25 protein-coding genes are annotated in these 24265 nt (G+C 72.1%); 3 read left to right on the top strand and 22 right to left on the bottom strand.

Going from position 1 to position 24265, the window contains the following annotated elements; all coding sequences use genetic code 11:
* Positions 1-299: 299 nt before the first annotated feature.
* Positions 300-1676 carry a CoA transferase gene (locus RH861_RS16310; protein WP_310521863.1) on the bottom strand — a complete coding sequence of 459 codons (1377 nt, stop codon included), beginning with the start codon at positions 1674-1676 and terminating at the stop codon, positions 300-302.
* Positions 1677-1682: 6 nt separating this feature from the next.
* Positions 1683-2984 carry a tyrosine--tRNA ligase gene (gene tyrS / locus RH861_RS16305; protein WP_310521862.1) on the bottom strand — a complete coding sequence of 434 codons (1302 nt, stop codon included), beginning with the start codon at positions 2982-2984 and terminating at the stop codon, positions 1683-1685.
* Between the two features lie 123 nt (positions 2985-3107).
* Here tyrS and RH861_RS16300 point away from each other — a divergent pair, with 123 nt between their 5' ends.
* Entirely contained in the window at positions 3108-3785 is a 678-nt protein-coding gene (locus RH861_RS16300) for a DNA-binding protein (protein ID WP_310521861.1), read from the top strand.
* 60 nt (positions 3786-3845) lie between these two features.
* Positions 3846-4442 carry a hypothetical protein gene (locus RH861_RS16295; RefSeq protein ID WP_310521860.1) on the top strand — a complete coding sequence of 199 codons (597 nt, stop codon included), beginning with the start codon at positions 3846-3848 and terminating at the stop codon, positions 4440-4442.
* A gap of 71 nt (positions 4443-4513) precedes the next feature.
* On the opposite strand, the gene RH861_RS16290 is transcribed toward RH861_RS16295, so the two are convergent.
* The 18 genes from RH861_RS16290 to infC form a co-directional block, all read right to left on the bottom strand.
* Positions 4514-5146, bottom strand: coding sequence for a DNA-3-methyladenine glycosylase (locus tag RH861_RS16290; protein ID WP_310521859.1), 633 nt, complete (start codon positions 5144-5146; stop codon positions 4514-4516).
* A 77-nt stretch (positions 5147-5223) separates the two neighbouring features.
* Positions 5224-6666: an argininosuccinate lyase gene (argH, locus tag RH861_RS16285; RefSeq protein ID WP_310521866.1), complete on the bottom strand. Its 1443-nt coding sequence runs from the start codon at positions 6664-6666 to the stop codon at positions 5224-5226.
* Positions 6667-6668: 2 nt separating this feature from the next.
* Positions 6669-7598, bottom strand: coding sequence for an ornithine carbamoyltransferase (gene argF / locus RH861_RS16280; protein ID WP_310521858.1), 930 nt, complete (start codon positions 7596-7598; stop codon positions 6669-6671).
* Positions 7599-7632: 34 nt separating this feature from the next.
* Entirely contained in the window at positions 7633-8838 is a 1206-nt protein-coding gene (locus RH861_RS16275) for an acetylornithine transaminase (protein ID WP_374760997.1), read from the bottom strand.
* Complete coding sequence (gene argB, locus RH861_RS16270) at positions 8835-9797, bottom strand: acetylglutamate kinase (protein ID WP_310521864.1); 963 nt, start codon at positions 9795-9797, stop codon at positions 8835-8837. The genes RH861_RS16275 and argB overlap by 4 nt, the downstream gene beginning before the upstream one ends.
* A gap of 17 nt (positions 9798-9814) precedes the next feature.
* A complete protein-coding gene (argJ, locus tag RH861_RS16265) occupies positions 9815-10972 on the bottom strand; it encodes a bifunctional glutamate N-acetyltransferase/amino-acid acetyltransferase ArgJ (RefSeq protein ID WP_310521857.1) in 1158 nt (385 codons plus the stop codon).
* Positions 10969-12012 carry an N-acetyl-gamma-glutamyl-phosphate reductase gene (gene argC / locus RH861_RS16260; protein ID WP_310521856.1) on the bottom strand — a complete coding sequence of 348 codons (1044 nt, stop codon included), beginning with the start codon at positions 12010-12012 and terminating at the stop codon, positions 10969-10971. The genes argJ and argC overlap by 4 nt, the downstream gene beginning before the upstream one ends.
* A gap of 252 nt (positions 12013-12264) precedes the next feature.
* Positions 12265-12678 carry a DUF1801 domain-containing protein gene (locus tag RH861_RS16255; RefSeq protein WP_067949189.1) on the bottom strand — a complete coding sequence of 138 codons (414 nt, stop codon included), beginning with the start codon at positions 12676-12678 and terminating at the stop codon, positions 12265-12267.
* Positions 12679-12791: 113 nt separating this feature from the next.
* Positions 12792-15317 (bottom strand): phenylalanine--tRNA ligase subunit beta, encoded by a 2526-nt coding sequence (gene pheT / locus RH861_RS16250; protein ID WP_310521855.1) that lies wholly within the window; start codon positions 15315-15317, stop codon positions 12792-12794.
* Between the two features lie 4 nt (positions 15318-15321).
* On the bottom strand, positions 15322-16362 hold the full coding sequence (pheS, locus tag RH861_RS16245) for a phenylalanine--tRNA ligase subunit alpha (protein WP_067949193.1): 1041 nt from the start codon (positions 16360-16362) through the stop codon (positions 15322-15324).
* A gap of 68 nt (positions 16363-16430) precedes the next feature.
* Positions 16431-17273 (bottom strand): amino acid ABC transporter permease, encoded by an 843-nt coding sequence (locus RH861_RS16240; RefSeq protein ID WP_310521854.1) that lies wholly within the window; start codon positions 17271-17273, stop codon positions 16431-16433.
* Positions 17274-17326: 53 nt separating this feature from the next.
* Positions 17327-17974 carry an amino acid ABC transporter permease gene (locus RH861_RS16235; protein WP_310521853.1) on the bottom strand — a complete coding sequence of 216 codons (648 nt, stop codon included), beginning with the start codon at positions 17972-17974 and terminating at the stop codon, positions 17327-17329.
* A gap of 97 nt (positions 17975-18071) precedes the next feature.
* Positions 18072-18947, bottom strand: a complete 876-nt coding sequence (locus RH861_RS16230; protein WP_310521852.1) for a glutamate ABC transporter substrate-binding protein — start codon at positions 18945-18947, stop codon at positions 18072-18074.
* Positions 18948-19006: 59 nt separating this feature from the next.
* A complete protein-coding gene (locus RH861_RS16225) occupies positions 19007-19795 on the bottom strand; it encodes an amino acid ABC transporter ATP-binding protein (RefSeq protein ID WP_310521851.1) in 789 nt (262 codons plus the stop codon).
* A gap of 69 nt (positions 19796-19864) precedes the next feature.
* On the bottom strand, positions 19865-20668 hold the full coding sequence (locus RH861_RS16220) for a TrmH family RNA methyltransferase (RefSeq protein WP_067949201.1): 804 nt from the start codon (positions 20666-20668) through the stop codon (positions 19865-19867).
* A gap of 150 nt (positions 20669-20818) precedes the next feature.
* On the bottom strand, positions 20819-21205 hold the full coding sequence (gene rplT, locus RH861_RS16215) for a 50S ribosomal protein L20 (protein WP_067949203.1): 387 nt from the start codon (positions 21203-21205) through the stop codon (positions 20819-20821).
* A gap of 32 nt (positions 21206-21237) precedes the next feature.
* Entirely contained in the window at positions 21238-21432 is a 195-nt protein-coding gene (gene rpmI / locus RH861_RS16210) for a 50S ribosomal protein L35 (RefSeq protein WP_067949205.1), read from the bottom strand.
* Between the two features lie 55 nt (positions 21433-21487).
* Entirely contained in the window at positions 21488-22105 is a 618-nt protein-coding gene (gene infC, locus RH861_RS16205) for a translation initiation factor IF-3 (protein WP_157356816.1), read from the bottom strand.
* A gap of 266 nt (positions 22106-22371) precedes the next feature.
* Here infC and RH861_RS16200 point away from each other — a divergent pair, with 266 nt between their 5' ends.
* Entirely contained in the window at positions 22372-22764 is a 393-nt protein-coding gene (locus RH861_RS16200; RefSeq protein ID WP_310521850.1) for a DUF1844 domain-containing protein, read from the top strand.
* A gap of 13 nt (positions 22765-22777) precedes the next feature.
* Here RH861_RS16200 and RH861_RS16195 read toward each other — a convergent pair whose 3' ends face one another.
* Both RH861_RS16195 and RH861_RS16190 read right to left on the bottom strand, forming a co-directional pair.
* Positions 22778-23554 carry a DNA-formamidopyrimidine glycosylase family protein gene (locus RH861_RS16195; RefSeq protein ID WP_310521849.1) on the bottom strand — a complete coding sequence of 259 codons (777 nt, stop codon included), beginning with the start codon at positions 23552-23554 and terminating at the stop codon, positions 22778-22780.
* Position 23555: 1 nt separating this feature from the next.
* Positions 23556-24265: Lhr family helicase (locus RH861_RS16190; protein WP_445423318.1), on the bottom strand; the 710-nt coding region annotated here is incomplete at its 5' end.

Genomic DNA, 24265 nt, shown 5'->3' with positions numbered 1-24265 from the left:
TGGCATTGAACATAGTGCACGCTGTTGAGTTCTCAAGGAACGGACGCACCCGGGTCACGGTCGCTCGACGCGCACCGATCAGCCGGGGCTGTTCTGTTCTTCATCCGGTGATCCACTGGGGACCGTTCCGGACGCTTCGAACCCGGACGATCGAGTCGTCATCAGGTTCGGGACTGTTCGTGCCGCTTGAGGAGGAGAAGCTCTCTCGCTTCTCTCGCTCCTGTGGGGCAACGAATGAATACTTTACGTATCTCCGCGGGCTGCTGCAACTCGGCCCTGCATCCCGGGCGTGTCGCCCGTCATTCCGCCCATTCCGGGGCATCCGAGCCCCACGCATGCGGCGGGCTCCCCCACTCCATCGGCCCCGCCGGGGAGGCGATCGCGGGCACCGCGATCCGCTGGGTGCCCGCCGGCCCCGCGAGGTCGGCGGCGAGGGCCTCGCGCGCGGCGTCGTCGAGTGACCGCGGGCCGGCCGAGCCGGTCTGTCGCGGAAGCCGCAGCAGCTCGGCCGCGGTCCGGCGGAGCGAGAGTCGCGCGAGGAGGCTGCCGCCCTCGAGCCGGCGGCGGTCGAGCAGCGAGCAGATCGCTGCGGCGAGCAGGTACCCGGACGCATGGTCGAGTGCCTGGGCGGGCAGGGAGCCGGGGGCGCCGTCCGTGCCTTCGATCAGTGCGATGCCGCTCGCCGCCTGGACCAGGCTGTCGAACCCGCCTCGGCGTGCCGCGTCGCCCTCGTGACCCCAGGCCGAGAGCTGGCCGACCACGAGACCCGGATGGCGCGCGGCGAGGCTCGCCGGGTCGAGGCCGATCCCGGCCAAGGAGTTCGGCCGGTACCCGAGCACGACCACGTCGGCTCCGGCGACGAGTGCGTCGAGTCGCGCCGCGCCGTCGGCCGTGCGCGCGTCGAGGAGCGCCGTCCGCTTGCCGGGCCCGCCCTCGAGGTGCTGCCAGCCGAGCTCGGCGGGCTCGGGCGGGTCGATGCGGAGCACCTCGGCACCGAGCAGCGCGAGCGTGCGCGTCGCGACCGGTCCCGCGATCACGCGCGTGAGGTCGAGGACCCGGATCCCGGCGAGGGGCAGCGGGCCCGGCTCCGACGGGGTCCGTGGTCGGACGGCCGCGTCGCCGAGCCGGGCGAGCTCGATCAGCGGCCCGGACGCCAGGCGCGCGTCCGCAGCCGGATCCTCGGGCTCGACGACGACGCACATGCCGCCCGCCTCGGTCACCTCGGCGGCGAGCTCGCGGGCCCCGCGCTCGGCGACGGCCGCGTCGACCAGCGCCGGCACCGCGGCATCCGCGTTCGACAACCCGAGGACGCGGCGCAGCGCGGCCGCATGGTGCGGGTAGTTGCCATGCGTGCGCACCCAGCCGTCGCGCGCACGTCGGAACCCGGAGAGCGGTGACCAGACTTCGGGCGCGACGCCGTCGAACCGCGCCACCCGCTCGCTCTGGAAGGCGCCGGCGATCCGGTCCCCGTCCAGCCGAATGGATCCCGGCGTGGCGGCGTGCGCCCATCCGGCGAGACTGGCGGCGGCGACGGAGGCCACGGCGAGGGCCGACACGTCGAGTCGCGCGGGGAGCGGCGCGTCGGGCAAGGGCGCGAGCAGCGCCAGTTCGCCCTCGTCGCGGCCAAGCTCGGACCACACCCGTGCGAGAAGGCGATCGGCGGCTTCTCGCGTCATGGCCGCCTACCGGACGAAGACGCCCGCGAGGGTCTTCTTGCCGCGACGGAGCACCGCCATGCCGCCGGATGCGACGCGGTCGGTGATGGTGGCGGCATCGTCGTCGATGCGCGCGTTGTCGAGCGAGACGCCGCCCTGTGCGATCGCGCGCCGGCCCTCGCTGAGGCTCGACACGAGCCCGGTGTCGACGAGGAGCTGCGCGACGGAGGCGCCGGGCTCGGCCTCGACGTGCGGCAGCTCCCGGAGCGCGGCCTCGAGCGTGTCGCGGTCGAGCGCAGCGAGATCGCCCTGGCCGAACAGCGCCTGGGATGCGGCGACCACGGCCGCCGTGGCATCCGCCCCATGCACGAGCGTTGTCACCTCGTGGGCGAGCACGCGCTGGGCCTCGCGACGGAACGGCTCGGTCGCGACCTTCTCGGCGAGTTCCTCGATGCGTTCGCGCGTGAGGAACGTGAACACCTTGAGCCGCGAGATCACGTCGGCGTCGTCGGTGTTGAGCCAGAACTGGTAGAAGCGGTAGGGGCTGCACATGTCGGCGTCGAGCCAGATGGCGTTGCCCTCGCTCTTGCCGAACTTCGTGCCGTCGGAGTTCGTGATGAGCGGTGTGCCGATGGCGTGGACGTGGACGCCCTCGACGCGATGGATCAGGTCGGTGCCGCTCGTGAGGTTGCCCCACTGGTCGCTCCCGCCCGTCTGCAGCACGCAGCCGTACTGACGGTAGAGCTCGAGGAAGTCGTAGCCCTGGAGGATCTGGTAGCTGAACTCGGTGTAGCTGATGCCCGCCTCGGAGTTGAGGCGCGAGGCGACGGCATCCTTCTTCAGCATCGTGCCGACGCGGTAGTGCTTGCCGATATCGCGGAGGAAGTCGATCGCGGAGAGGTCGGCGGTCCAGTCCAGGTTGTTCACCATGCGGACCGCGTTCTCGCCCTCCGCCGAGAGGAACCGGCTCACCTGCGCCCGGAGCCGTTCGACCCACTCGGCCACGGTCTCCTTGGTGTTGAGCGTGCGCTCCGCCGTGGGACGCGGATCGCCGATGAGTCCCGTTGAGCCGCCGACGAGGCCGAGCGGCTTGTGCCCCGCGAGCTGTAGGCGTCGGAGCGTCAGGATCTGCACCAGGTTGCCAAGGTGCAGGCTGGGCGCGGTCGGGTCGAAGCCGCAGTAGTACGTGATCGGGTCGCCGGCCAGCAGCTCCTTGAGGGCCGCCTCGTCGGTGGACACGTGGACCAGTCCGCGCCAGCGCAGTTCCTCCCACACGTCGTCGAACGTCGGGTCGTTCTGCTGCTCGGCGAGGATGGCGGGGTCGGACACGACTGCAAGGGTAGCAGCGCGGCTCTCCTCAGCCACGAAGGCCCTGGGCTTCACTCGGCTCGGTGAAGCCTGCACCCTTGATTGCATCCGTTGAAGTCTGGTACCTTCGGTGAAGGAGGTGTCATGTTCGTCGTCACCGCAGACCAGATCGGCAGCCGAGCCGACATCGACCGCTCGGCGGCGATGCAGGAGGAGCTCCAAGCCGAACACGGCGACCGCCTCGCCCTCCCCGTCGACCAGACCGCCGGTGACGAGGTGCAGGCGATCACGGCCGATCCCGGCACGGCGCTCGAGCTCGTCCTCGCCCTGCACCGAGCCGAGCGGTGGAGCATCGGCCTGGGCGTCGGCGACGTCCGCGAGCCCCTGCCCGACGCCGTGCGCAAGGCCGCCGGCCCCGCCTTCATCGCCGCGCGCGAAGCGGTCGATGCGGCCAAGCGAGCGGACGCGCGCTTCGCGCTGCGTGCCGCCGACGATCGACCCGGCACGCTCGACGCCGCCCAGGTCGAAGCGCTCGTCCGGCTCCTGCTCCTCCTCCGCGACCGGCGGACGCCGCAGGGCTGGGAGGCGGTCGACCTGGTCCGCGACGGCCGCACGCAGAAGGACGCCGCGCGGCTCCTCGGCATCTCCGATGCCGCGGTCAGCCAACGCCTCCGGGCCGCGCAGTGGAACGCCGACGGCGACGCGGTGCCCGCGCTCGTCCGCCTGCTCGCCGAGCTCGACCGCCGCGGCGCCGGATCCGACGGCGACGGCGACGGCGACGCTCCGCTCGCGGAGGTCCGCGATGACGGACCGGCTCGCTAGGCTCGTCGGGCGGCCGTCGACCCATCCCGTCCGGACCCGGGCGGCCCAGGAGGAGGACCCGTGAACCTCGTCGAGGCGATGTCGGCGCTCGGCTGGGCGGTGATCATCGCGGCGCTCGCCGGCGCCGGCGTGCTGTCCGTGCTCGCGTACCTCCGGCCGCGGCCGATCCTCCTCTGGCCCGCCGCCGGCGCGGTCGTCGTCTCGATCGTCGCCGCCGCAACCGTGGCCGACCCGGTCCCGACCGTCGCGGCGCCCCTCGTCGCGCTGCTCGGCATGGTCGTCGCCGTGTTCGGCGGCAGCCCGGCAGCCGCCACTGCGCTGCAGCTGGCCATGGGTTCGAGCGCGCCGCCCGGCGCACACGGCGGCATCCTCGTCGCGGTGAGGTCGGATCAGCCGGCCGTCGCGGGCGTTGCCGCGCCCCGCCGCGAGGTGCTCCGCGGAGGCCTCACGATCGGCGTGCTCGAGCGCCTCGGCGCGGCCGGCTCGATCATCGCCGGCTTCCCCGAGGGACTGGCCATCGTGGTGGCGGTCAAGGGCGTCGGCCGGTTCACCGAGCTCGAGGCACCGGAGGCACGCGAGCGGTTCATCATCGGCACCTTCGCGAGCCTCATCTGGGCGTGCGCGGCAGCGCTCGCCGTGCATCTGGCCACCCGCTGAGCGGCGACCCGCTGAGCGAGCGACCCGCTGATCGGCGACCCGGTCGGCGGGGCGTGGCGGGGCGTCCGAGGTCAGTGCGACCGCGGATGCCGCCGGTACACCGAGACCCCGGGGTCGCCGGGAAGCCAGAACCGCCACGGGTAGTCGACCGCTCCCCCGGCGCCGCTGATGCCCGTCCGCGGGCCGGTCTCGTGCGGCAGCGCCGCCGCCGGCACGCGCAACTCGAACGGCGGTGCGAGCAGGTCGGCACCGTTCCGGGCCAGGGGCACGCCGAGTGCCTGCGCCAGACGTGCCGGGCCGCGAGCGAGATCACGGTCGGTCGAGCGGCCGCGACGAGCGCGCGCGAGCTCGACGCCCTCGACGATCGTGCCGCCGCGCAGCAGTACGCCGGCGGACCGCCCGGCCCATCCCGCGACGATGTTGATGCACACGTGCATCCCGTAGGTGAAGTACGCGTAGAGGTGCCCGCCCTCGCCGAACATCACCGCATTGCGCGCGGTCATGCCGCGGAACCCGTGCGACCCGGGATCCTCCCCGACGCCCCGGTAGGCCTCCACCTCGGCGAGCCGGACGGCGACGCGGCCCTCGTCCGTCTCGTGCGCGAGCACCGCACCGAGCAGCAGCGGGGCGAGCTCGACGGAGTCGCGTGCGAACCACTCCCGGTCGGGTCGCACGAGGTGGTCGCCGCCGGCCGGCGCCGACATCCGCTCACCCGAGCCCGAGCGTGCGCCCGCACCCGCACCCGCACCCGCACCCGAGCCCGATCGCTCCGGCGACACGATCAGGCGTCGCCGCCCGGCAGTGCCTGCACGAGGTGCCGCACCCGATCGGCGAGCGCCGCGAACTGCGCGTCGACGCGGACCGGCGCGGTGCCGCCGACGCCGTCGCGGCTCGCCACGGAGCCCTCGATCGTCAGCACCTGCCGGACCTCCGGCGTGAGATGAGGCGAGACCGCCGCGAGGCCCGCGTCGTCGACCTCGTGCAGTTCGAGCCCGTGCTGCTCGGCGTGCCGCACGAGGGCGCCGGTGATCTCGTGGGCGTCGCGGAACGGCACGCGGCGCTGCACGAGCCACTCCGCAACATCCGTCGCCAGCGAGAAGCCGGCCGGGGCCAGCTCGGCCATCCGGTCGGTGTGGAACGTGAGCGTCTCGACCATGCCCGTGAACGCCGGCAGCAGGACCTCGAGCGTCTCGACCGAGTCGAACACGGGCTCCTTGTCCTCCTGCAGGTCGCGGTTGTAGGCGAGCGGCAGGGCCTTGAGCGTCGCGAGCAGGCCGGTGAGGTTGCCGATGAGTCGGCCGGACTTGCCGCGCGCGAGCTCGGCGATGTCGGGGTTCTTCTTCTGCGGCATGATCGACGACCCGGTCGAGTACGCGTCGTCGAGGGTCACGAAGCCGAACTCGCGCGTGTTCCAGAGGATGACCTCCTCGGAGATGCGCGACAGGTCGATGCCGATCATCGCGGCGACGAACGCGAACTCGGCCACGACATCGCGGCTCGCCGTGCCGTCGATGGAGTTCTCGGCCGGTGCGGCGAGTCCGAGGTCGCGGGCGACGGATGCCGCATCGAGCCCGAGCGTCGACCCGGCGAGCGCGCCGCCGCCGTAGGGCGAGACATCGGCGCGCTTCAGCCAGTCGACGAGGCGCTCGAGGTCGCGCGACAGCGCCCAGCCGTGCGCCAGGAGGTGGTGCGCGAGGAGCACGGGCTGCGCGTGCTGCAGGTGGGTGCGGCCGGGCATGATCGCCGTGCGGTGGGCGTCGGCCTGGGCGGCGAGCGCGTCGATGAGGTGCACGAGCTGCCGGCCGATGGTCGCGGCGTGGTCCTTCAGGTAGAGGCGCACGAGGGTCGCGATCTGGTCGTTGCGGCTGCGCCCGGCGCGGAGCTTGCCGCCGAGCTCGGGGCCGACTTCGGCGATGAGCGCGGCTTCGAGCGCGCCGTGCACGTCCTCGTCGGAGTCGGCGGCGACGAGCTCGCCCGCGAGGAAGCGGGCCTCGAGCGCGTCGAGTCCGGCGAGCATGCGGTCGAGCTCGCCGGGGTCGAGGTAGCCCGCGGCGGCCAGCGCCCGGGCGTGGGCGCGCGAGCCGGCGAGGTCGTAGGGCGCGAGCTGCCAGTCGAAGTGCGTGGACTTCGACAGCCGCTGCAGTTCGGGCGACGGTCCTCCGGCGAAGCGGGCGCCCCAGAGCGATCCCTCGTTGGTGCCCTGCGTGCCGTGCGCGTCGGCCATGCTCACGCGTCCTTCCTGGCGAGGAGCCAGACGAGCAGCGCCTTCTGCGCGTGCAGCCGGTTCTCCGCCTCATCCCAGATGATCGACTGCGGCCCGTCGATGACGTCGGCGGTGACCTCGTAGCCGCGGTCGGCGGGCAGGCAGTGCATGAAGACCGCGTCGGGCTTGGCGAGCGACATGAGTTCGCGATCGACCCGGTAGCGGCCGAAGGTCGCGACGCGGTGCGCCTTCTCGTCCTCCTTGCCCATCGAGACCCAGGTGTCGGTCACGACGACGTCGGCACCGGCGGCGGCCTCGGCCGGGTCGGTGTACAGCGTCACCGAGCCGCCGGTTCCGACGGCGATGCGGTCGGCGTCGGCGACGACGGATGCCGCGGGCGCGAACTCCTCGGGCGACGCGACGCGCACGTGCATGCCCGCGGTCGCCCCGGCGAGGACGTACGACTGCGCCATGTTCGAGGCGCCGTCGCCGAGGAAGGCGACGGTGAGGCCGTCGAGCCGGCCCTTGTGCTCCCGGATGGTGAGGAGGTCGGCGAGGAGCTGGCACGGGTGGAAGTCGTCGGAGAGCGCGTTGACGACCGGCACCGTGGTACCGGCGGCCATCTCGTCGAGGCCGGCCTGCGCATAGGTGCGCCAGACGATCGCCGACACCATCCGCTCGAGCACGCGGGCGGTGTCGGACGGCGTCTCCTTCCCGCCGAGCTGGCTGGACGCCGTCGAGATGACCAGCGGCGAGCCGCCGAGGTCGGCGATGCCGACCGCGAACGACACCCGCGTGCGCGTGGAGGACTTGTCGAAGATGACCGCGACCGTCTGCGGCCCGGCCAGCGGCTGCTCCGACCAGCGGTTGGCCTTGAGGCGCGCGGCGAGGTCGAGGATCTCGGACTGCTCGGCGGGCGTGATGTCGTCGTCGCGGAGGAAGTGTCGCGTCATGTGGTCTTCCGTTCGTGCGCCTCGGCGCAGGTGGTCAGCGGCGCGGTTCGGACACCGTGGCGAGGGCCCGGGCGAACCGCGCCTCGAATTCGTCGAGTTCGCCGTCGCCGATGATGAGCGGCGGGGCGAGGCGGATGGTGGAGTCGTTGGCGGCGTTGACGATGAGTCCGGCATCGAGTGCCGCCGCCGACAGCGCCGGGGCGACCGGTTCGGTCAGCGCGATGCCGACGAGCAGTCCGCGGCCGCGCACGCCCCCGACGAGCGGGGATCCCATGGCGAGCACGCGCTCGCGCAGTTCGACGCCGCGGCGGGCCGCGTTGCCGACGAGGTCGGCGCGTTCGATCTCGTCGAGGACGGCGCCGGCGACGGCGGTCGCGAGCGGGTTCCCGCCGAACGTCGACCCGTGCTGTCCCTTCGAGTACAGCTCGGAGGCGTCGCCGAACGTGACGAGCGCTCCAATCGGGATGCCGCCGCCGATGCCCTTCGCGACGGTGATCGCATCGGGCACGATGCCCGCGTGCTGGAACGCGAACCAGGCTCCGGTTCGACCGGCACCGGTCTGCACCTCGTCGATGATGAGGAGTGCCCCGTGCCGGCGGGTCAGGTCGCGAGCCGCCTGCAGGTAGCCGTCGGGCAGGTCGAGCACGCCCGCCTCGCCCTTGATCGGCTCGAGGATCAGGGCCGCGACCGACTCGTCCATCTCCGCCTCGAGCGCCTCGATCGTCGACGGCAGGTGCTGGACGCCCCCGGGGAGCGGCTCGAAGCCGTCGCGCATGGCGGGCTTGCCGGTCAGCGCCAGCGAGCCCATCGTGCGGCCGTGGAAGGCGTCGACGAGCGCGAGGACCCGCGTCCGGGCCCCGCCGGAGTTGTTCAGCCGTGCCAGCTTGAAGGCGGCCTCGTTGGCCTCCGCGCCGGAGTTGCCGAACCAGACCCGGCCGGACTCCCCCGCGCCGCTCAGCCGGACGAGCCGGTCGGCGAGTTCGAGCGCGGGCGCGGTGGCGAAGTAGTTCGACACGTGCGCGAGCGTCGCGGCCTGCCGCGACACCGCCTCGACGAACACGGGGTGGGCGTGGCCGAGCGAGTTCACCGCGATCCCGGCGAGGAAGTCGAGGTAGCGGTTGCCCTCGTCGTCCTCGACCCAGCACCCCTCGCCGCGTTCGAGCTTGGCCAGCGGCATCCCGAGCGTGCGCATCATGCGACGGCCGAAGCGGTCGCGCCAGTGCTCCGTCGCCGCGCTCACGAGCGTGCCCCCGTGGCATCCGTCGTCGTGCCCGAAGCGGATGCCGCGGCATCGGTCGCCGCGACCACCTCGGTGCCGATGCCCTGCTGCGTGAAGATCTCGAGCAGGATCGAGTGCGGGACGCGGCCGTCGATGATCGCCGCCTTCGGCACGCCGCCCTCGACCGCCTCGAGGCACGCGGCCATCTTCGGGATCATGCCCGACTCGAGCGAGGGCAGCAGTGCCTCGAGCTCGGGCGCCGTGATCTCGGAGACGAGCGAGTCGCGGTTGGGCCAGTCCCGGTAGAGGCCGGCCACATCGGTGAGGATCACGAGCTTCGCCGCGCCCAGCGCGACCGCGAGCGACGCCGCGGCCGAGTCGGCGTTGACGTTCAGCGACAGGCCCGGCTGGTCGAGATCCGGGGCGATCGAAGAGACGACGGGGATGCGCCGGGCCTCGAGCTGGGCGAGCACGCCCTCCGGGTCGACCTCGACGACGTCGCCGACGAGTCCCAGGTCGACCTCCTCGCCGTCGACGACCGCACCCCGGCGCCTGCCCCGGAAGAGGCCGGCATCCTCGCCCGAGAGGCCCGCGGCCAGCGGGCCGTGCTCGTTGATGAGGCTCACGAGCTCGCGGTTGACCTGGCCGGACAGCACCATCCGCACGACGTCCATCGTCTCCGGGGTGGTGACGCGGTAGCCGCCGCGGAACTCGCTCGGGATGCCGAGCCGCTCCAGCATGGATGAGATCTGCGGGCCGCCGCCGTGCACGACGACCGGCCGGATGCCCGCATACCGCAGGTAGACCATGTCCTCCGCGAAGGCGCGCTGCAGCTCGGAACTCACCATCGCGTTGCCGCCGAACTTCACGACGATGATCTCGCCGTGGAAGCGCTTCAACCACGGCAGCGACTCGATCAGGGTCTCGGCCTTGCGGGCGGCGGCAGCGGCATCCGCTCGGGCGTCGCCGTCGGGGGTCATCTGCTCCTCGCTCATGCTCAACTCGAGTACGCGCTGTTCTCGTGCACGTAGTCGTGGGTGAGGTCGTTGGTCCAGATCGTCGCTGAGGCCTCGCCCGCGTGCAGCTCGACGAGCACGTGCGTCGCGCGCGGCGCGAGGTCGACGGCGTCGCGCGGCCGGTCGGGGCGACCGGCGTGGCAGACCCGGACCCCGTTCATGGTGACGTCGACGAGGTAGGGATCGAACGGCGCCCGGGTCGTGCCGATCGCGGCGAGCACGCGGCCCCAGTTCGGGTCGTTCCCGAAGATCGCGGCCTTGAACAGGTTGTTGCGCGCGACGGACCGGCCGACCTCGACCGCGTCCTCCTCGGTGACCGCGCCGCGGACCTCGATGGCGATGTCGTGGCTCGCGCCCTCGGCATCGGCCTGCAGCTGCAGCGCGAGGTCGCGGCATGCGGTCGTGAGCGCCTCGACGAATGTCTCGGGGTCGGGGACGACGCCCGACGCCCCCGAGGCCAGCAGCGTGACCTGGTCGTTCGTCGACATGCAGCCGTCGGAGTCGAGGCGGTCGAAGGTCACCCGCGTGGCCTGGCGCAGCGCGGCATCCAGCTGCGGCGACGGCACCTCGGCGTCGGTCGTGAGCACGACGAGCATGGTCGCGAGGCCCGGCGCGAGCATGCCCGCGCCCTTCGCCATGCCCCCGATGCGCCATCCGTCGACCTGGAGTTCGACCGTCTTCGGGCGGGAATCGGTGGTCATGATCGCGCGGGCCGCATCGGCGCCCGCCGCGGCGTCGGCCGCGAGCCGGTTCGCTGCCGACAGCACGCCCTCCTCGAGCACCTCGCCGTCGAGCTGGTCGCCGATGAGTCCGGTCGAGCAGACGAGCACGTCGCCCGCCGAGACGTGCAGGGCGGATGCCGCGGCCTCGGCCGTGCGATGGGTGACCTGGAACCCCTCGGGCCCGGTGAAGCAGTTCGCGCCGCCGGAGTTCAGGACGACCGCGGCGACGGTGCCGTCGGCGATGACCTGCTCGGACCACAGGATCGGGTTCGCCTTGGCGCGGTTCGAGGTGAACACCGCGGCCGCGTGCTGCTTCGGACCCCGGTTGACCACGAGTGCGAGGTCGAGCGCGCCCGTGCGCTTGATGCCCGCGGCGATGCCCGCCGCCTCGAAGCCCGCCGGCGCGGTGACCGTCACGGCGCGACCCCGTTCACGGGCAGGCCCGTCGTCTCGGCGAGGCCGAGCGCGATGTTCGCCGACTGGATCGCGGCGCCCGCGGTGCCCTTCACGAGGTTGTCGACGGCGGTGACGACCACGACCCGGCCCGCCGCCTCGTCGACGGCGAGGCCCATGAGCGCCGTGTTCGCCCCGAGGACGTCGGCCGTGCGCGGGAACTGCCCGGTCGGCAGGAGCTGGACGAACGCTTCGCCGGCGTACGCGTCCTCCCACGCCGCCCGCACCGTGGCGGCATCCGTGCCCGGCACGATGCGCGCGGTCGACGTCGCGAGGATGCCCCGCGACATCGGCACGATCACGGGGGTGAACGACAGCGTCGGGTCGGCGGCGCCCGCCCAGCGCAGCGCCTGCCGGATCTCGGGGAGGTGACGGTGGGTGCCGCCCACGGCGTACGGGTTCGCCGAGCCGAGGATCTCGGAGCCCAGCAGGTGCGCCTTCAGCGCACGCCCCGCGCCCGACGGCCCGACCGCGAGCACCGCGACGATGTCGCGATCCTCGATGACGCCCGCACGGATCCCGGGGGCGAGTGAGAGCGACACGGTGGAGGCGTTGCAGCCCGGGGCCGCGATGCGGCGCGTCTTCGCCAGGCGCGTGCGCTGCGTGCCCGACAGCCGCGGCAGCTCCGGCACGCCGTACGCCCACGCCCCGTGGAAGTCGCCGCCGTAGAACTCGGCCCAATCGGACGGCTCCTCCAGGCGGTGGTCGGCACCGCAGTCGATGACGAGCGTCTCGTCGGACAGCTGCGCCGCGATCGCGCCGGACGCGCCGTGCGGCAGTGCGAGGAAGACGACGTCGTGCCCGCCGAGCGTCTCGGCCGACGTCTCCTTCAGGGTGAGGTGCGTGTAGCTTCGCAGGTGCGGCTGCACCGCCGTGAGCGGCTGGCCGGCGTTGGAGTGCGCCGTGACCGTGCGCACGTCGAACTGGGGATGGTCGGCGAGCAGGCGCAGCAGCTCGCCGCCCGCGTAGCCGGACGCGCCGGAGACGGCGACGGTATACGTCATGGATTCCACCTTATGGGCTGATCGGTCGGGTGAGACGGCTCCGGCGACGCCCGGGACGGCGGGATCAGCCCGTCGCGGGGGTCGCCTGGATTCGGCGCTCGCCTCGCCGTCGACCGCGCACCGCAGCGGCACGCCCGAGGCGTGCGGGGGTGCCGAGGCGACCGGTGGACATGCAGCGACCCTACCGACCGGTCCGCGGCCCTCGCAAACCGGATGACGCCGGACGCCGGTCGTCGCGCCCCGGCTCGCCGCTCAGAGGTCGTCGCCGCGCGTGCGGACCCACGCCCGATCCACGAGGGACTCCAGAACGTGGCGGTCGATCGTGTCCAGGCGTCCGATCCACAGGCAGCCCGCGCCGACCTTGACCTTGCCAAGGCGATCGATGAGCTCCTCGGCGCCGGGTGTCTGGAGCCCGTAGAGCGAGATCGACGCCTTCCGCGGCGAGAACCCGACGACCGGCCAGTCGCCCTCGCGACCCGACGCGTAGCGGTAGTGGTGCAGGCCGTAGCCGACGATCGAGGGCCCCCACATCACCGCGTCGGTGTCGGTGACCCGATCGAAGAGCTCGCGCAACTCGAAGCCGTCGTCGCGGCGCCCGGCGGGTTCGACGGCGGCGAGGAACTCGGACACCGATGCGCCGGTCGGCTGGGTCTTCGCTTCGGCCATGCCCCACGGTACCGCCGCGGCCGGCGTCGCGGCACCCCCCGTCCCGCATCGACGGCGACGGGGCGCCCGGCGCTACCGCCGTGACGCCCCGTCGCTTGGGTCGTCGGATGCCGCTACTCGCGGATCGCCGCACCCGTGCGCTCGGCGGCGACCGCCGCGCCCTCGAGCTTGGCGTCGCTGGCCTCCGCGGCCGTCAGCGTGCGGTCGACGGCGCGGAAGCGGAGGGCGAAGGTGAGGCTCTTGGCTCCCTCGGGCACCCCGGTGCCGCGGTAGTCGTCGACGAGGCGCAGCTCCTCGAGCAGCTCACCGGCGCCCTCGCGCACGGCGTCGGCCACCGCGGCGGCGGGCACCTCGGCGTCCACCACCAGCGAGAGGTCCTGGGTCGCGGCTGGCAGCGTGCCGATGGTTCGAGCTTCGACGGCCGGGTCGGTGAGCGCGATGATCGCGTCCAGGTCGATCTCGGCGACGGCGACGACGCGCGGAAGGTCGGCCTCGGCGGCGAGCGCCGGGTGCAGTTCACCGGCGTAGCCGACGACCTGCCCGGCCACCCGGACCTCGGCGGTGCGGCCGGGGTGGAGCGCATGGTGCGCGCCCTGGGCGAACTCGACCCGGGCGCCCGCGGCGTGAGCGACGCGGCGCACCGCGTCGAGCGCGTCGGAGATGCCGGCGGGCTCGGCCGGTCGCCCGGGCTGCTTCGGGGACCGGTCGCCGGTGAGGAGCACGGCGAGGTGCCGCGGCTGCGCCGGGATGCCGGCGTCGAGCCCGCTCAGGACGTCGTCGGCCGGACGCTCCCAGCCGATCGGGAGTTCGGTGGCGCCGTACTCGCGACCCTCCTCGGGGAGGAAGACGAGTCCGAGCTCGAACACGTCGAGGTCGGTGAGCCCGCGCGAGAGGTTGCGGCGGGCGACCCCGATGAGGCCGGGCAGCAGCGAGCGGCGCAGGAACGGCGTCGAGGCGTCGAGCGCGTTCGCGAGCTTCACGCTCGCCACCGCCGAGCCGTCCGTCGAGCCGAACTGCGCGTTCTCGGCCTCCGTCACGAACGGGAAGGCGAGCACCTCGGTCGCTCCCGCGGCGGCGAGGGCGTCCGCGACCGTCCGGCGCACCCGCTGCGAACGCGTGAGGCCGCGCCCGGGCGGGGCGACCGGCAGCACCGACGGGATGCGGTCGTAGCCGAGCAGGCGCGCCACCTCCTCGGCCAGGTCGGCCTTCGCGGTGAGGTCGGGACGCCAGCTCGGCGGTACCACGGCGAAGCCGCCGTCGACGCGCGAGACGCGACCGCCGATCTCGGCGAGGGCGTCGTGCACCTCCGCCTCGGTGTACTCGACGCCGATGAGCCGGGTGACGTAGCCGTCGGGCAGCAGGATCGCCTCGCGCTCGGGTGCCGCGTGGATGAGCGACCCCGCCTCGTCGGCGGTGCCACCGGCGAGGTCGACGAGGAGCTGGGCGACCCGCGCCGCCGCCGCCCCCGCGATCGCCGGGTCGACGCCGCGCTCGAAGCGCTTGGACGCCTCGCTCGGCAGCTTGTGCCGGCGGGCGGTGCGGGCGATGGAGACCGGGTCGAAGTTCGCCGCCTCGATGAGGACGTTGCGGGTCTGGTCGCCGATCTCCGTGTCGGCGCCGCCCATGACGCCCGCGAGCCCGATGGCGCCCCGGTCGTCCGTGATGAGCAGGTCTTCGGGGTCGAGCGTGCGGACCTTCCCGTCGAGCGTCTCGAGCGTCTCCCCCGGCTGCGCGCGACGCACCACGATGCCGCCCTGCAGCGCGTCGAGGTCGTAGCCGTGGATGGGCTGGCCGAGCTCGAGCATCACGTAGTTGGTGATGTCGACCGGCAGCGACAGCGAGCGGATGCCGGCGAGCTTGAGCCGCGCCACCATCCATGCCGGCGTCGGTCGGGTCGCGTCGATGCCGCGCACGATGCGCGTCGCGAAGACGCTCGCGCCGACGCGGCCGCGGATGGGCGCGTCGTCGCGGATCTCGACCGGGAACGCGTCGGCCGCGGCATCCGCTGCCGCCACCTGCTCGGCCGGGTCGCGGAAGACCGCACCCGTCGCGTGCGCGTACTCGCGCGCCACGCCGCGGATCGAGAACGCGTAGCCGCGGTCGGGCGTCACGTTGATCTCGACCGCCGCGTCGTCGAGGCCGAGCAGCGCGATGGCGTCGGTGCCGACGGGCGCGTCGATGCCGAGCGTCGACAGGCGCAGGATGCCGTCGTGGTCCTCGCCGAGGCCGAGCTCGCGTGCCGAAGCGATCATGCCGTCCGAGACGTGGCCGTAGGTCTTGCGGGCCGCGATCGGGAAGGGTCCCGGCAGCACGGACCCGGGCAGGGTCACGACGACCTTGTCGCCGACGAAGAAGTTCCGGGCCCCGCAGACGATGCCGTGCACGGCGTCGCCGCCGTCGGCCGCCGGCTCGCCGTCCGGTGCCACGCGCACCTGGCACCACCGGATGGTCTTGCCGTTGGACTGCGGTTCCTCGACGAACTCGAGGACCTCGCCCACCACGATCGGACCCTGGAGGTCGAACGTGTGCACGTCCTCCTCCTCGAGCCCGACGCGCACGAGCGCCGCGTGCACCTCCTCGAGGGAGGTGCCCGGGGGCAGGTCGACGTACTCGGCGAGCCAGCTGAGCGGCACTCGCATATCTCTAGACCACCATTCCGAACTGCTGCGAGAAGCGGATGTCGCCCTCGGCCATGTCGCGCATGTCCTGGACGCCGTTGCGGAGCATGAGCCCGCGCTCGATGCCCATGCCGAAGGCGAAGCCCGTGTACTCCTCGGGGTCGATGCCGGCCGCGCGGAGCACGTTGGGGTGCACCATGCCGCAGCCGCCCCACTCGATCCAGCGGGCGCCGCCCTTGAAGGTCGGGTGCCAGAAGTCGAGCTCGGCCGACGGCTCGGTGAACGGGAAGAAGCTCGGGCGCAGGCGCACCTTGGCGTCGTCGCCGAAGATCGACTTCACGAAGTGGTCGAGCGTGCCGCGCAGGTGCGCCATCGTGAGGCCCTTGTCGACGGCGAGGCCCTCGAACTGCATGAAGACGGGCAGGTGGGTCGCATCGAACTCGTCGGTGCGGTACACCCGGCCCGGCGCGAGCACGTAGATCGGCACCTCCCGCTCGAGCATCGAGCGCACCTGCACCGGGCTCGTGTGGGTGCGCAGCACGAGGTGCGACTCGGGCGGGTCGACGAAGAAGGTGTCCTGCATGGCGCGCGCCGGGTGGTCGGCATCGAAGTTCAGCGCGTCGAAGTTGAACCACTCGCTCTCGAGCTCGGGGCCTTCCGCGATCTCCCAGCCCATACCGGTGAACACGTCGCACACGCGGTCCTGCAGCAGGGTGAGCGGATGGCGCGCACCGGGCGTGAAACGCGACGGCAGGGCCGTGACGTCGACCGCCTCGGCGGCGAGCTGCGCCTCGGCCTCGGCGGCGACGATCTCGGCCTCGCGCGCGGCGAACGCCTGGTTGACGCGGCCTCGGGCGGAGCCGACCAGCTTGCCGAGCGCGGCCTTCTGGTCGTTCGGCACGCTGCGGAGCGACGCGTTGAGGCGCGCGAGCGTGGACTTCTCGCCGGTGTGCTCGGCGCGGACGGCCTTCAGCGCGGCGGAATCGCCGGCCGCCGCGATGGCGGCGAGGGCCGCGTCGACGGCCGCGTCGACCGCGGCTTCGGTGATCTGGAGGGGCTCGGACACGAAGAACGAGTCTAGTCGTGGCCCGCGGATGTCCGTGTCCCGGTGAAGACGCGCCCGAACGTCCGCGGCTAGGCGCCCTGCCCGCTCTGCTGGGACTCGGCGATCGCCTTCGCCCGCAGCAGTTCCTGGTCCTCCTGGTCGGGATCCGGTGCGGCGCGGCCGGTCTTGCTCGCCGTGCGACGCGCGACCCACCGCGCGAACCACGACAGGATGAGGTTCATCGCGAGGTAGAGCACGAGGGTGACCACGAAGAACGAGAACAGGTAGTAGTTGCCGTAGAAGTTCGCGAGCTGGTTCATGTTCACCCGCAGCAGTTCGGCGTAGCCGACGATGTAGCCGAGCGAGGTGTCCTTCAGCAGGACGACGAGCTGGGCGATGATGATCGGCAGCATCTGCCGGAACGCCTGCGGGAACTCGACCAGCATCTTCGACTGCATGGGCCTCATGCCCAGGCTGAGCCCGGCCTCGCGCTGCCCGCGCGGGAGCGAGGCGAGCCCCGCCCGCAGCGCCTCGCCGATGAGGGCGCCGTTGTAGAGCGCGAGCGCCGCCACGACGGCCCAGTAGGAACCGCTCCGGAACACCAGCAGGATGAACAGCATCATCAGCAGGACCGGCATGCCTCGCACGAACTCGAGGACGACGGCCGTGGGGACGCGGATCCAGCGCGTCTGGGCGCTGCGGAGCAGCGAGAAGAGGATGCCCAGCGCGATCGCGAGGACGGAGGCGACGAGCGCGGCGCGGAGGGTGCCCCACACGCCGGCGACGAAGATGTACCGCCAGGTGGTCGGATCGGCGAAGACGTCCCAGCGCGACGGGTCGAAGTATCCGGGCAGCGTGCCCTTCGGGGAGCCGAGCGTGAACAGCACCCATGCCAGGCCGGCGGCGATCAGGAGTCCGCCGACGATGGACATGATGAGGGACCGGCGTCGCGCGCGAGGACCCGGGGCATCGAAGAGGACGCTCGTCATCGCTGGACCACCCAACGTCGTTCGAGCCGCGCGGCGAGCAGACCGAGCGGCACCGTGATGAGGAGGTAGAAGGTCGCGACGCCGAGGAGGATCGGGATCACCGCGTCGCCGCGCGCGTTCGCGAGCGTGCGGCCGACGGCGAAGAGCTCGACGACGAAGAACCCGCCGGCGACCGAGGTGTTCTTCGTGAGGGCGATGAAGACGTTGATGAGCGGCGGGATGGTCATGCGGAACGCCTGCGGAAGGACGATGAGTCCCACGGTCTGGCCGAAGCCGAAGCCGACGCTTCGGGCGGCCTCCGCCTGTCCGACCGGAACGCCGTTCACACCCGAGCGGAGCGCCTCGGCGATGAACGGCGAGGTGTAGACGGAGAGGCCGATGGCCGCCGCCGTGACGTAGTCGAGGCGGGAGCCGAGCACCGGCAGGACGAAGGCGCAGAAGAACAGCACCAGTGTCAGCGGCGTGTTGCGCACGAGCTCCGTGTAAATGGTCGCGAACCATCGCAGCGACGGCACCGGAGAGATGCGCATCGCCGCGATGATCGTGCCGATCAGCAGCGCCGCGAGCCCGGACACGACGAGGAGCAGCAGCGTCATACCGAAGCCCTGGAAGTACGCGGGCAGGTTGTCGACGACGGCGTCCATGCTCCTCCTTCGCTCAACGGTTGGTGGGCCGGCGGTTCAGCCGGGCGCTCAGGGGATGGTGCGGGACCCGGCCAGGACCGGGTCCCGCACGACGGGATCAGTACCGGTCGACGGCCGGCGGGTCGCGGAACTCGAGGACGGTTCCGGCCGTGGAGTTCCAGGCCTCCTCGTACGTGCCGTCGTCGTACGACTCCTCGAGCACGTCGTTGATGAAGTCGCGGAACTCGTCATCGCCCTTCTGGAGGCCGATGCCGTACGGCTCCTGCGTGAAGGGGTCGCCGACGATCTTGAACTCACCCGGGTTCTGGTCGATGAGCCCCGCGAGGATCACGTTGTCGGTCGACACCGCGACGGCCTGTCCGCTGCGCAGCGGCTCGAGGCAGTTGCTGTACGTGTCGGTCTCGATGACCTCCGCGCCGAGGTCCTTGAGGTTCGCCGCGGGGGTCGAGCCCGTCACCGAACACACCGGCTGACCGACGAGGTCCTCCTCGCTCTGGATGTCCTCGTTGCCCTCGAGCACGAGGATCGACTGGCCGGCCTCGAAGTACGGTCCGGCGAAGTCGACGACCTTCTTGCGTTCGTCGTTGATCGTGTAGGTGGCGATGACCAGATCGACCTCGCCCTGCTCGATGAACGGCTCGCGGTTGGCCGAGACGGTCTCGACCCACTCGATGTTCTCCGGCGAGATGCCGAGCTTGCCCGCGATGATCTTGCCGATCTCGACGTCGAAGCCCTCGGGCTCGCCCGACGGGCCCACCAGGCCGAAGAGCGGCTGGTCGAACTTGGTGCCGATGGTGATGCTGCCCGCCTCGGCGAGCTCGGCCATCGTCGTGCCCTCCTCGAACTCGGGGGCCTCCTCGACGCTGGGCTCGGCCCCGTCGTCACCCGGAGTGCCGGCATCACCGGCGCACCCGCTGAACAGGAGCGCCGACGCGGCGGCGGCTGCCACCAGTGCGATTCTGCTGCGTCTCATGTCGTGCCTCATCTCTCGTGGTTCGTTCGGGTTGCTCCGCCGCTCGTGGCAGCGGAGGTCTAGTGATCGAGGATCTTCGAGAGGAAGTCCTTCGCGCGATCGGTCTTCGGGTGGTCGAAGAAGTCGGCGGGGGTGGCCTCCTCGACGATGCGGCCGTCGGCCATGAACAGGACGCGGTCGGCCGCCTTGCGGGCGAAGCCCATCTCGTGCGTGACGACGATCATCGTCATGCCCTGCTCGGCGAGCCCGACCATGACGTCGAGCACTTCGTTGATCATCTCCGGGTCGAGCGCGCTGGTCGGCTCGTCCATCAGGATCAACTTGGGGTTCATGGCGAGCGATCGGGCGATCGCCACGCGCTGCTGCTGGCCGCCGGACAGCTGCGCGGGCATCTTCTGCGCCTGGTTCGCGACGCCGACTCGCTCCAGCAGCTCCATCGCCTTCGCGTCCGCGTCCTTCCGCGACATCCGCTTCACCTTGATCGGCGCGAGCGTGACGTTCTCGAGCACCGTCTTGTGGGCGAAGAGGTTGAACGACTGGAACACCATGCCGACGTCGGCGCGCAGCTTCGCGAGCCCGGCGCCCTCTTCCGGGAGCTTCTGGCCGTCGATGGTGATGGTGCCCGAGTCGATGGTCTCGAGCCGGTTGATGGCGCGGCAGAGCGTCGACTTGCCCGAACCGGACGGGCCGATCACGACGACCACCTCACCGCGGTTCACGACGGTGTTGATGTCGTTCAGGACGTGGAGGTCGCCGAAGTGCTTGTCGACGTGGTCGATCACCACGAGCGGTTCGCCGCGACGGACCGAGATGTTCGACGTTCGAGGTGCGGTGTCGGCCGGAGGCATACCCCTCAAACTAGGGCCCGCGAGGCTCGCGCGGCCACCCGCCCGCCTGCGGGTTTACCGTTTCGTGACCTAGCGGTCGCGCTGCGCGAACGCGCTCTCGTAGAGGCAGACGGATGCCGCGGTCGCGAGGTTCATCGACTCCGCGTGACCGTAGATGGGAACCGTCACGACGCGGTCGGCGAGCGCGAGCTTGTCGTCGGGCAGCCCCCGGGCCTCGTTGCCGAACAGCCACGCCGTCGGTCGCTCGAGCAGGCCCTCGCGGCGGGCCGACAGGAGGTCGTCGCCCTTGACGTCGGCCGCCAGGACGGTGAGTCCCGCTTCCCGCGCCCGCGCGAGCACGTCCTCGAGCTCCGCGCCGACCGCCACGGGCAGGTGGAAGATCGATCCCGTCGAGGACCGGACCACCTTGGGGTTGTAGAGGTCGACCGCGCGGCCGGTGAAGACGACGGCGTCGGCGCCCGCGGCATCCGCTGCCCGGACGATCGTGCCGGCGTTGCCCGGGTCGCGCACCTCCTCGAGGATCGCGACGAGCGTCGGCTTCGACGCGAACACGTCCTTCACGGCGGTCGGGAACTGGTGGCACACGGCCACGAAGCCCTGCGGCGTGACGGTGTCGGCCATCGCGTTCAGCACCTCTTCGGAGACGTACTCGACGTCGACGCCCGCGTCGATGGCGGTGTCGCCGATGTCGCTGTACCGCTCGAGCGCCGTCGGCGTGGCGTAGAGCTCGACCACGAGTTGCGGGCGGAACGTCAGCGCCTCGGCGACCGCCTGCGGCCCTTCGAGGAGGAACATGCCCGTCTCGACGCGTGCGGGCTTCTTCGCGAGCTTCGCGACGGCCCGCACTCGCGGCGACCTGGGGTTCTCGAGCATGCGGCAAGTCTACGGACCGCAGGCCCGGCCGACGGCCGCCCCGCCGAGCGGGGCCGCGCGCGCGAGCCGCGCCGGCGGCATCCGCCCGGAGACGGCGAACGGCCCGGCATCCGAAGGGGATGCCGGGCCGTTGCGACCGGAGGACGAGGCCTAGGCCGCGTTCTTCGGGGCGTTCACGTCGCTCGGGAGGGCCTGCTTGGCGCTCTCGACGAGGGCGGCGAACGTCGCAGGCTCGTTGACCGCGAGGTCGGCGAGGATGCGACGGTCGACCTCGATGCCGGCGAGGCCGAGGCCCTGGATGAGGCGGTTGTAGGTCATGCCGTTCTGGCGCGCAGCGGCGTTGATCCGCTGGATCCAGAGGCGACGGAAGTCGCCCTTCTTCGCACGACGGTCGTTGTACGAGTAGACGAGCGAGTGGGTGACCTGCTCCTTCGCCTTGCGGTAGAGGCGCGACCGCTGACCGCGGTAGCCTTCGGCGCGCTCGAGGATGACCCGACGCTTCTTGTGCGCATTGACTGCGCGCTTCACTCTTGCCATTGCTCTGTTACTTCCTTATCGGGTCTCGTCGCTCAGCGACCGAGCAGCTTCTTGATGACCTTGGTGTCGGGCGCCGAGGCGACCTTGTCCTGGTTCAGACGGCGGGTGCGCACCGAGGACTTGCCCTCGAGGTTGTGACGCATACCGGCCTGCTGCTTCTTGATCTTGCCGCTGCCGGTGACCTTGAAGCGCTTCTTGGACCCGGAGTGGGTCTTCTGCTTCGGCATCTCGTGTTTCTCCTTGGTTCTGCCGCCACTCGGGGATGACGGACGTCGTACTGGCCTAGGCCTCGGTGGCCTCGGCCGACTGCGGCTCGTCGCCCTCGGACTCGGCCGAGGGGCGCTGCTTCGCCGCAGCACGCTGTGCGTTCGCCTCGGCCTTGGCCTCGGACTTGTTCTTCAGGGGAGCGATGACCATCACCATGTTGCGGCCGTCGATCGTGGGGTTGTGCTCGACGGTGCCGTACTCGGCCACGTCTTCCGCGAAGCGCTGCAGGAGGCGGACGCCCATCTCGGGACGCGACTGCTCGCGACCACGGAACAGGATCATCGCCTTCACCTTGTCACCGGCCTTCAGGAAGCCGACGGCGCGCTTCATCTTGGTCTCGTAGTCGTGCTTGTCGATCTTGAGGCGGAACCGGACCTCCTTGAGGATCGTGTTCGCCTGGTTGCGCCGAGCCTCCTTGGCCTTCTGCGCAGCCTCGTACTTGTACTTGCCGTAGTCCATGATCTTGACGACCGGCGGACGGGAGTTCGGCGCGACCTCGACGAGATCGAGGTCGGCCTCCTGCGCGAGCCGCAGTGCCACCTCGATCTTCACGACGCCGACCTGCTCTCCGCCAGGGCCCACGAGGCGGACCTCGGGGACGCGGATACGGTCATTGGTACGCGGATCGCTGATGCGTGTCTCCTCTACTCGAACTGGTTCCAGCTCATCGGGAGACGGATGCCGCCCGACGACGAGAGCGGAAATCCACGCGATGACTCCCGCGGAATCGAATCCGCGGGCTCATGCGGCACCCTTGCTACTCCCCCGCCGGAGCGGGGAAGCGGAGTGCGAACGACCCGGTAACCTTGATGAAGCGGTATGCGCGGGTGGGAGTCTCTCCACTTTCGTACCGGGGACTGGCCCCGGAGCCCGCAGTAGTCTAGCAGAGGAATCCCCCGGTGAGCGACACTTCGCCCGAGCCCACGCGTGCGTCCGAGCACGCCCCCGCCGACGAGCACGGCGAGGCCGTCGCCGACGCGACGCGCGACATCGCCGAGGTGCCCGCGGTCGAGGTCATCACGACCGCGGCGGTGCACCTCATGAGCGCGGCGGCCGTCAAGGTCGGGCTCGCCGACGACCCCGAGTCGCAGACCGACCTCGACGAGGCGCGCAAGCTCATCAACTCGCTCGCTGGGCTCATCACCGCCGGGGCGCCGGAGATCAGCGACATGCACGCCCGGTCGCTGCGCGACGGCCTGCGCTCGCTCCAGCTGGCGTTCCGCGAAGCCTCGACCATCCCCGACCCGATCGGCCAGGGCCCGGGCGAGAAGTGGACCGGCCCGGTCACCTGACCCGTTCAGCCGGTCACGGCTGGCAGTGCGGGCACCAGTACGTCTCGCGAAGCTCGACGTCGTTGCGTCCGAAACGGCCGTGCACGATACGCGTGCCGCACCGCCGGCACGGCTCGCCCTCGCGACCGTAGACCCACAGCCGGCGTCCCGGTCGGGTGTCGCCCGTCGTGGTGCGTTCCAGCCGCTCCCGATTGGCGAAGATCACCCGGCGCGCGAGGTCGAGCGTCGGTGCGAGGTCGACCTCGCCGATCGGGCGGTCGGGGCGGATGCCGCGGAGGAAGCACACCTCGTTGACGAGGACGTTGCCGAGCCCGGCGAGGTTGCGCTGGTCGGCGAGCGCGACCACGGCGGGCACCTCGGGCGCCGCGGCGAGTCGCCGCGCCGCCTCGGCCGGATCCCAGTCGGGACCCAGCAGGTCCGGGCCGAGGTAGCCCATCCGATCGGCCTCCTCGGCCGCCGGGAACACCTCGACGAGGCCGAGGTCGAAGCCGATGGCGGTGGCCTCGGCGGTCTCGACGATCGCGCGAGCCCGGTGCGCCGGGCGGGGCCACTTCTGCCCGGGGCGGAGCAGGCGCCACTCCCCCTCCATCTTGAGGTGCGTGTGCAGCACGGCCTCGCCGATGCGCATGAGCAGGTGCTTGCCCCGGCTGCCGACGGAGTGCACGACCTCACCGGCGAGGTCGACGGTGGCGAAGGCGGGCACGCGCAGGTCGGTGCGCGTCACCACGCGGCCGGCGAGCGCGTCATCGAGCCGCTTCGCCGCGCGGAACACGGTGTCACCCTCGGGCATCTCAGCCCCTCGCCTCGAACCGGAGCCCCTGCGGGGTCTCGCGGAACCCGGCCGCGCGCAGCGGCGGGTCGAGCACCGAGCCGTGCACGCCCGCGCCGTTCACCGACTCGACGCGGAACCGGGCGCCACGAGCCCGGCCGAGGGCCTCGGCGAGCGCGGTCGCGCCCGCGCCGAGCGCCTCGTCGTCGTCGGTGAAGACCAGGGCCGTCCGCCCACCGCGTTCGAGGTAGAACACCGCCTCGCCGTCGACGATGGCGACGAGCGCGCCGCCCTTTCGCGCCGGGCGGTGCGTGATCTCCGTGGTGGGCTCGGGCCAGTCGAGGGCCGCGCCGAACGGGTTGGCCGGATCGGTCGCGGCGAGCACGACCGCCCCGCCCGTGGGCGCCTGCCGAAGCCGGTCGACTGCGGCGCTCGTCGCGAACTGGGCGCCGCCCTGCCCGTCGATGAAGTAGCCGCGACGGACTCGTCCCGTCTCCTCGAAGCCCGCGAGCGTGCGGTAGGCGAGCGCGAACCCGCCGAGGTGGTCCTCCGCGACGACCGATCCGCGGGTCACGACGCCGTACCGCTCGAGCAGCGTCTCGCCGAGCGCGTGCGCGCGCGGCGTGGCGGCGTCGCTGGCCATCGGCAGCACCGACCAGCGGCCCGCGGCGCGGGGCGGCGCCGATCGCGGCGTGCGCGCGCCCTCCGCGGCGGCCGCGGCCGACGCGAGCG

Origin of the sequence: Agromyces indicus, from assembly GCF_031432295.1 — a bacterium.
Taxonomy (GTDB): Bacteria; Actinomycetota; Actinomycetes; order Actinomycetales; family Microbacteriaceae; genus Agromyces; species Agromyces indicus.
The sequence above is the reverse complement of the archived record's forward strand: the minus strand, read 5'-3'. Positions and strand labels throughout refer to the sequence as shown.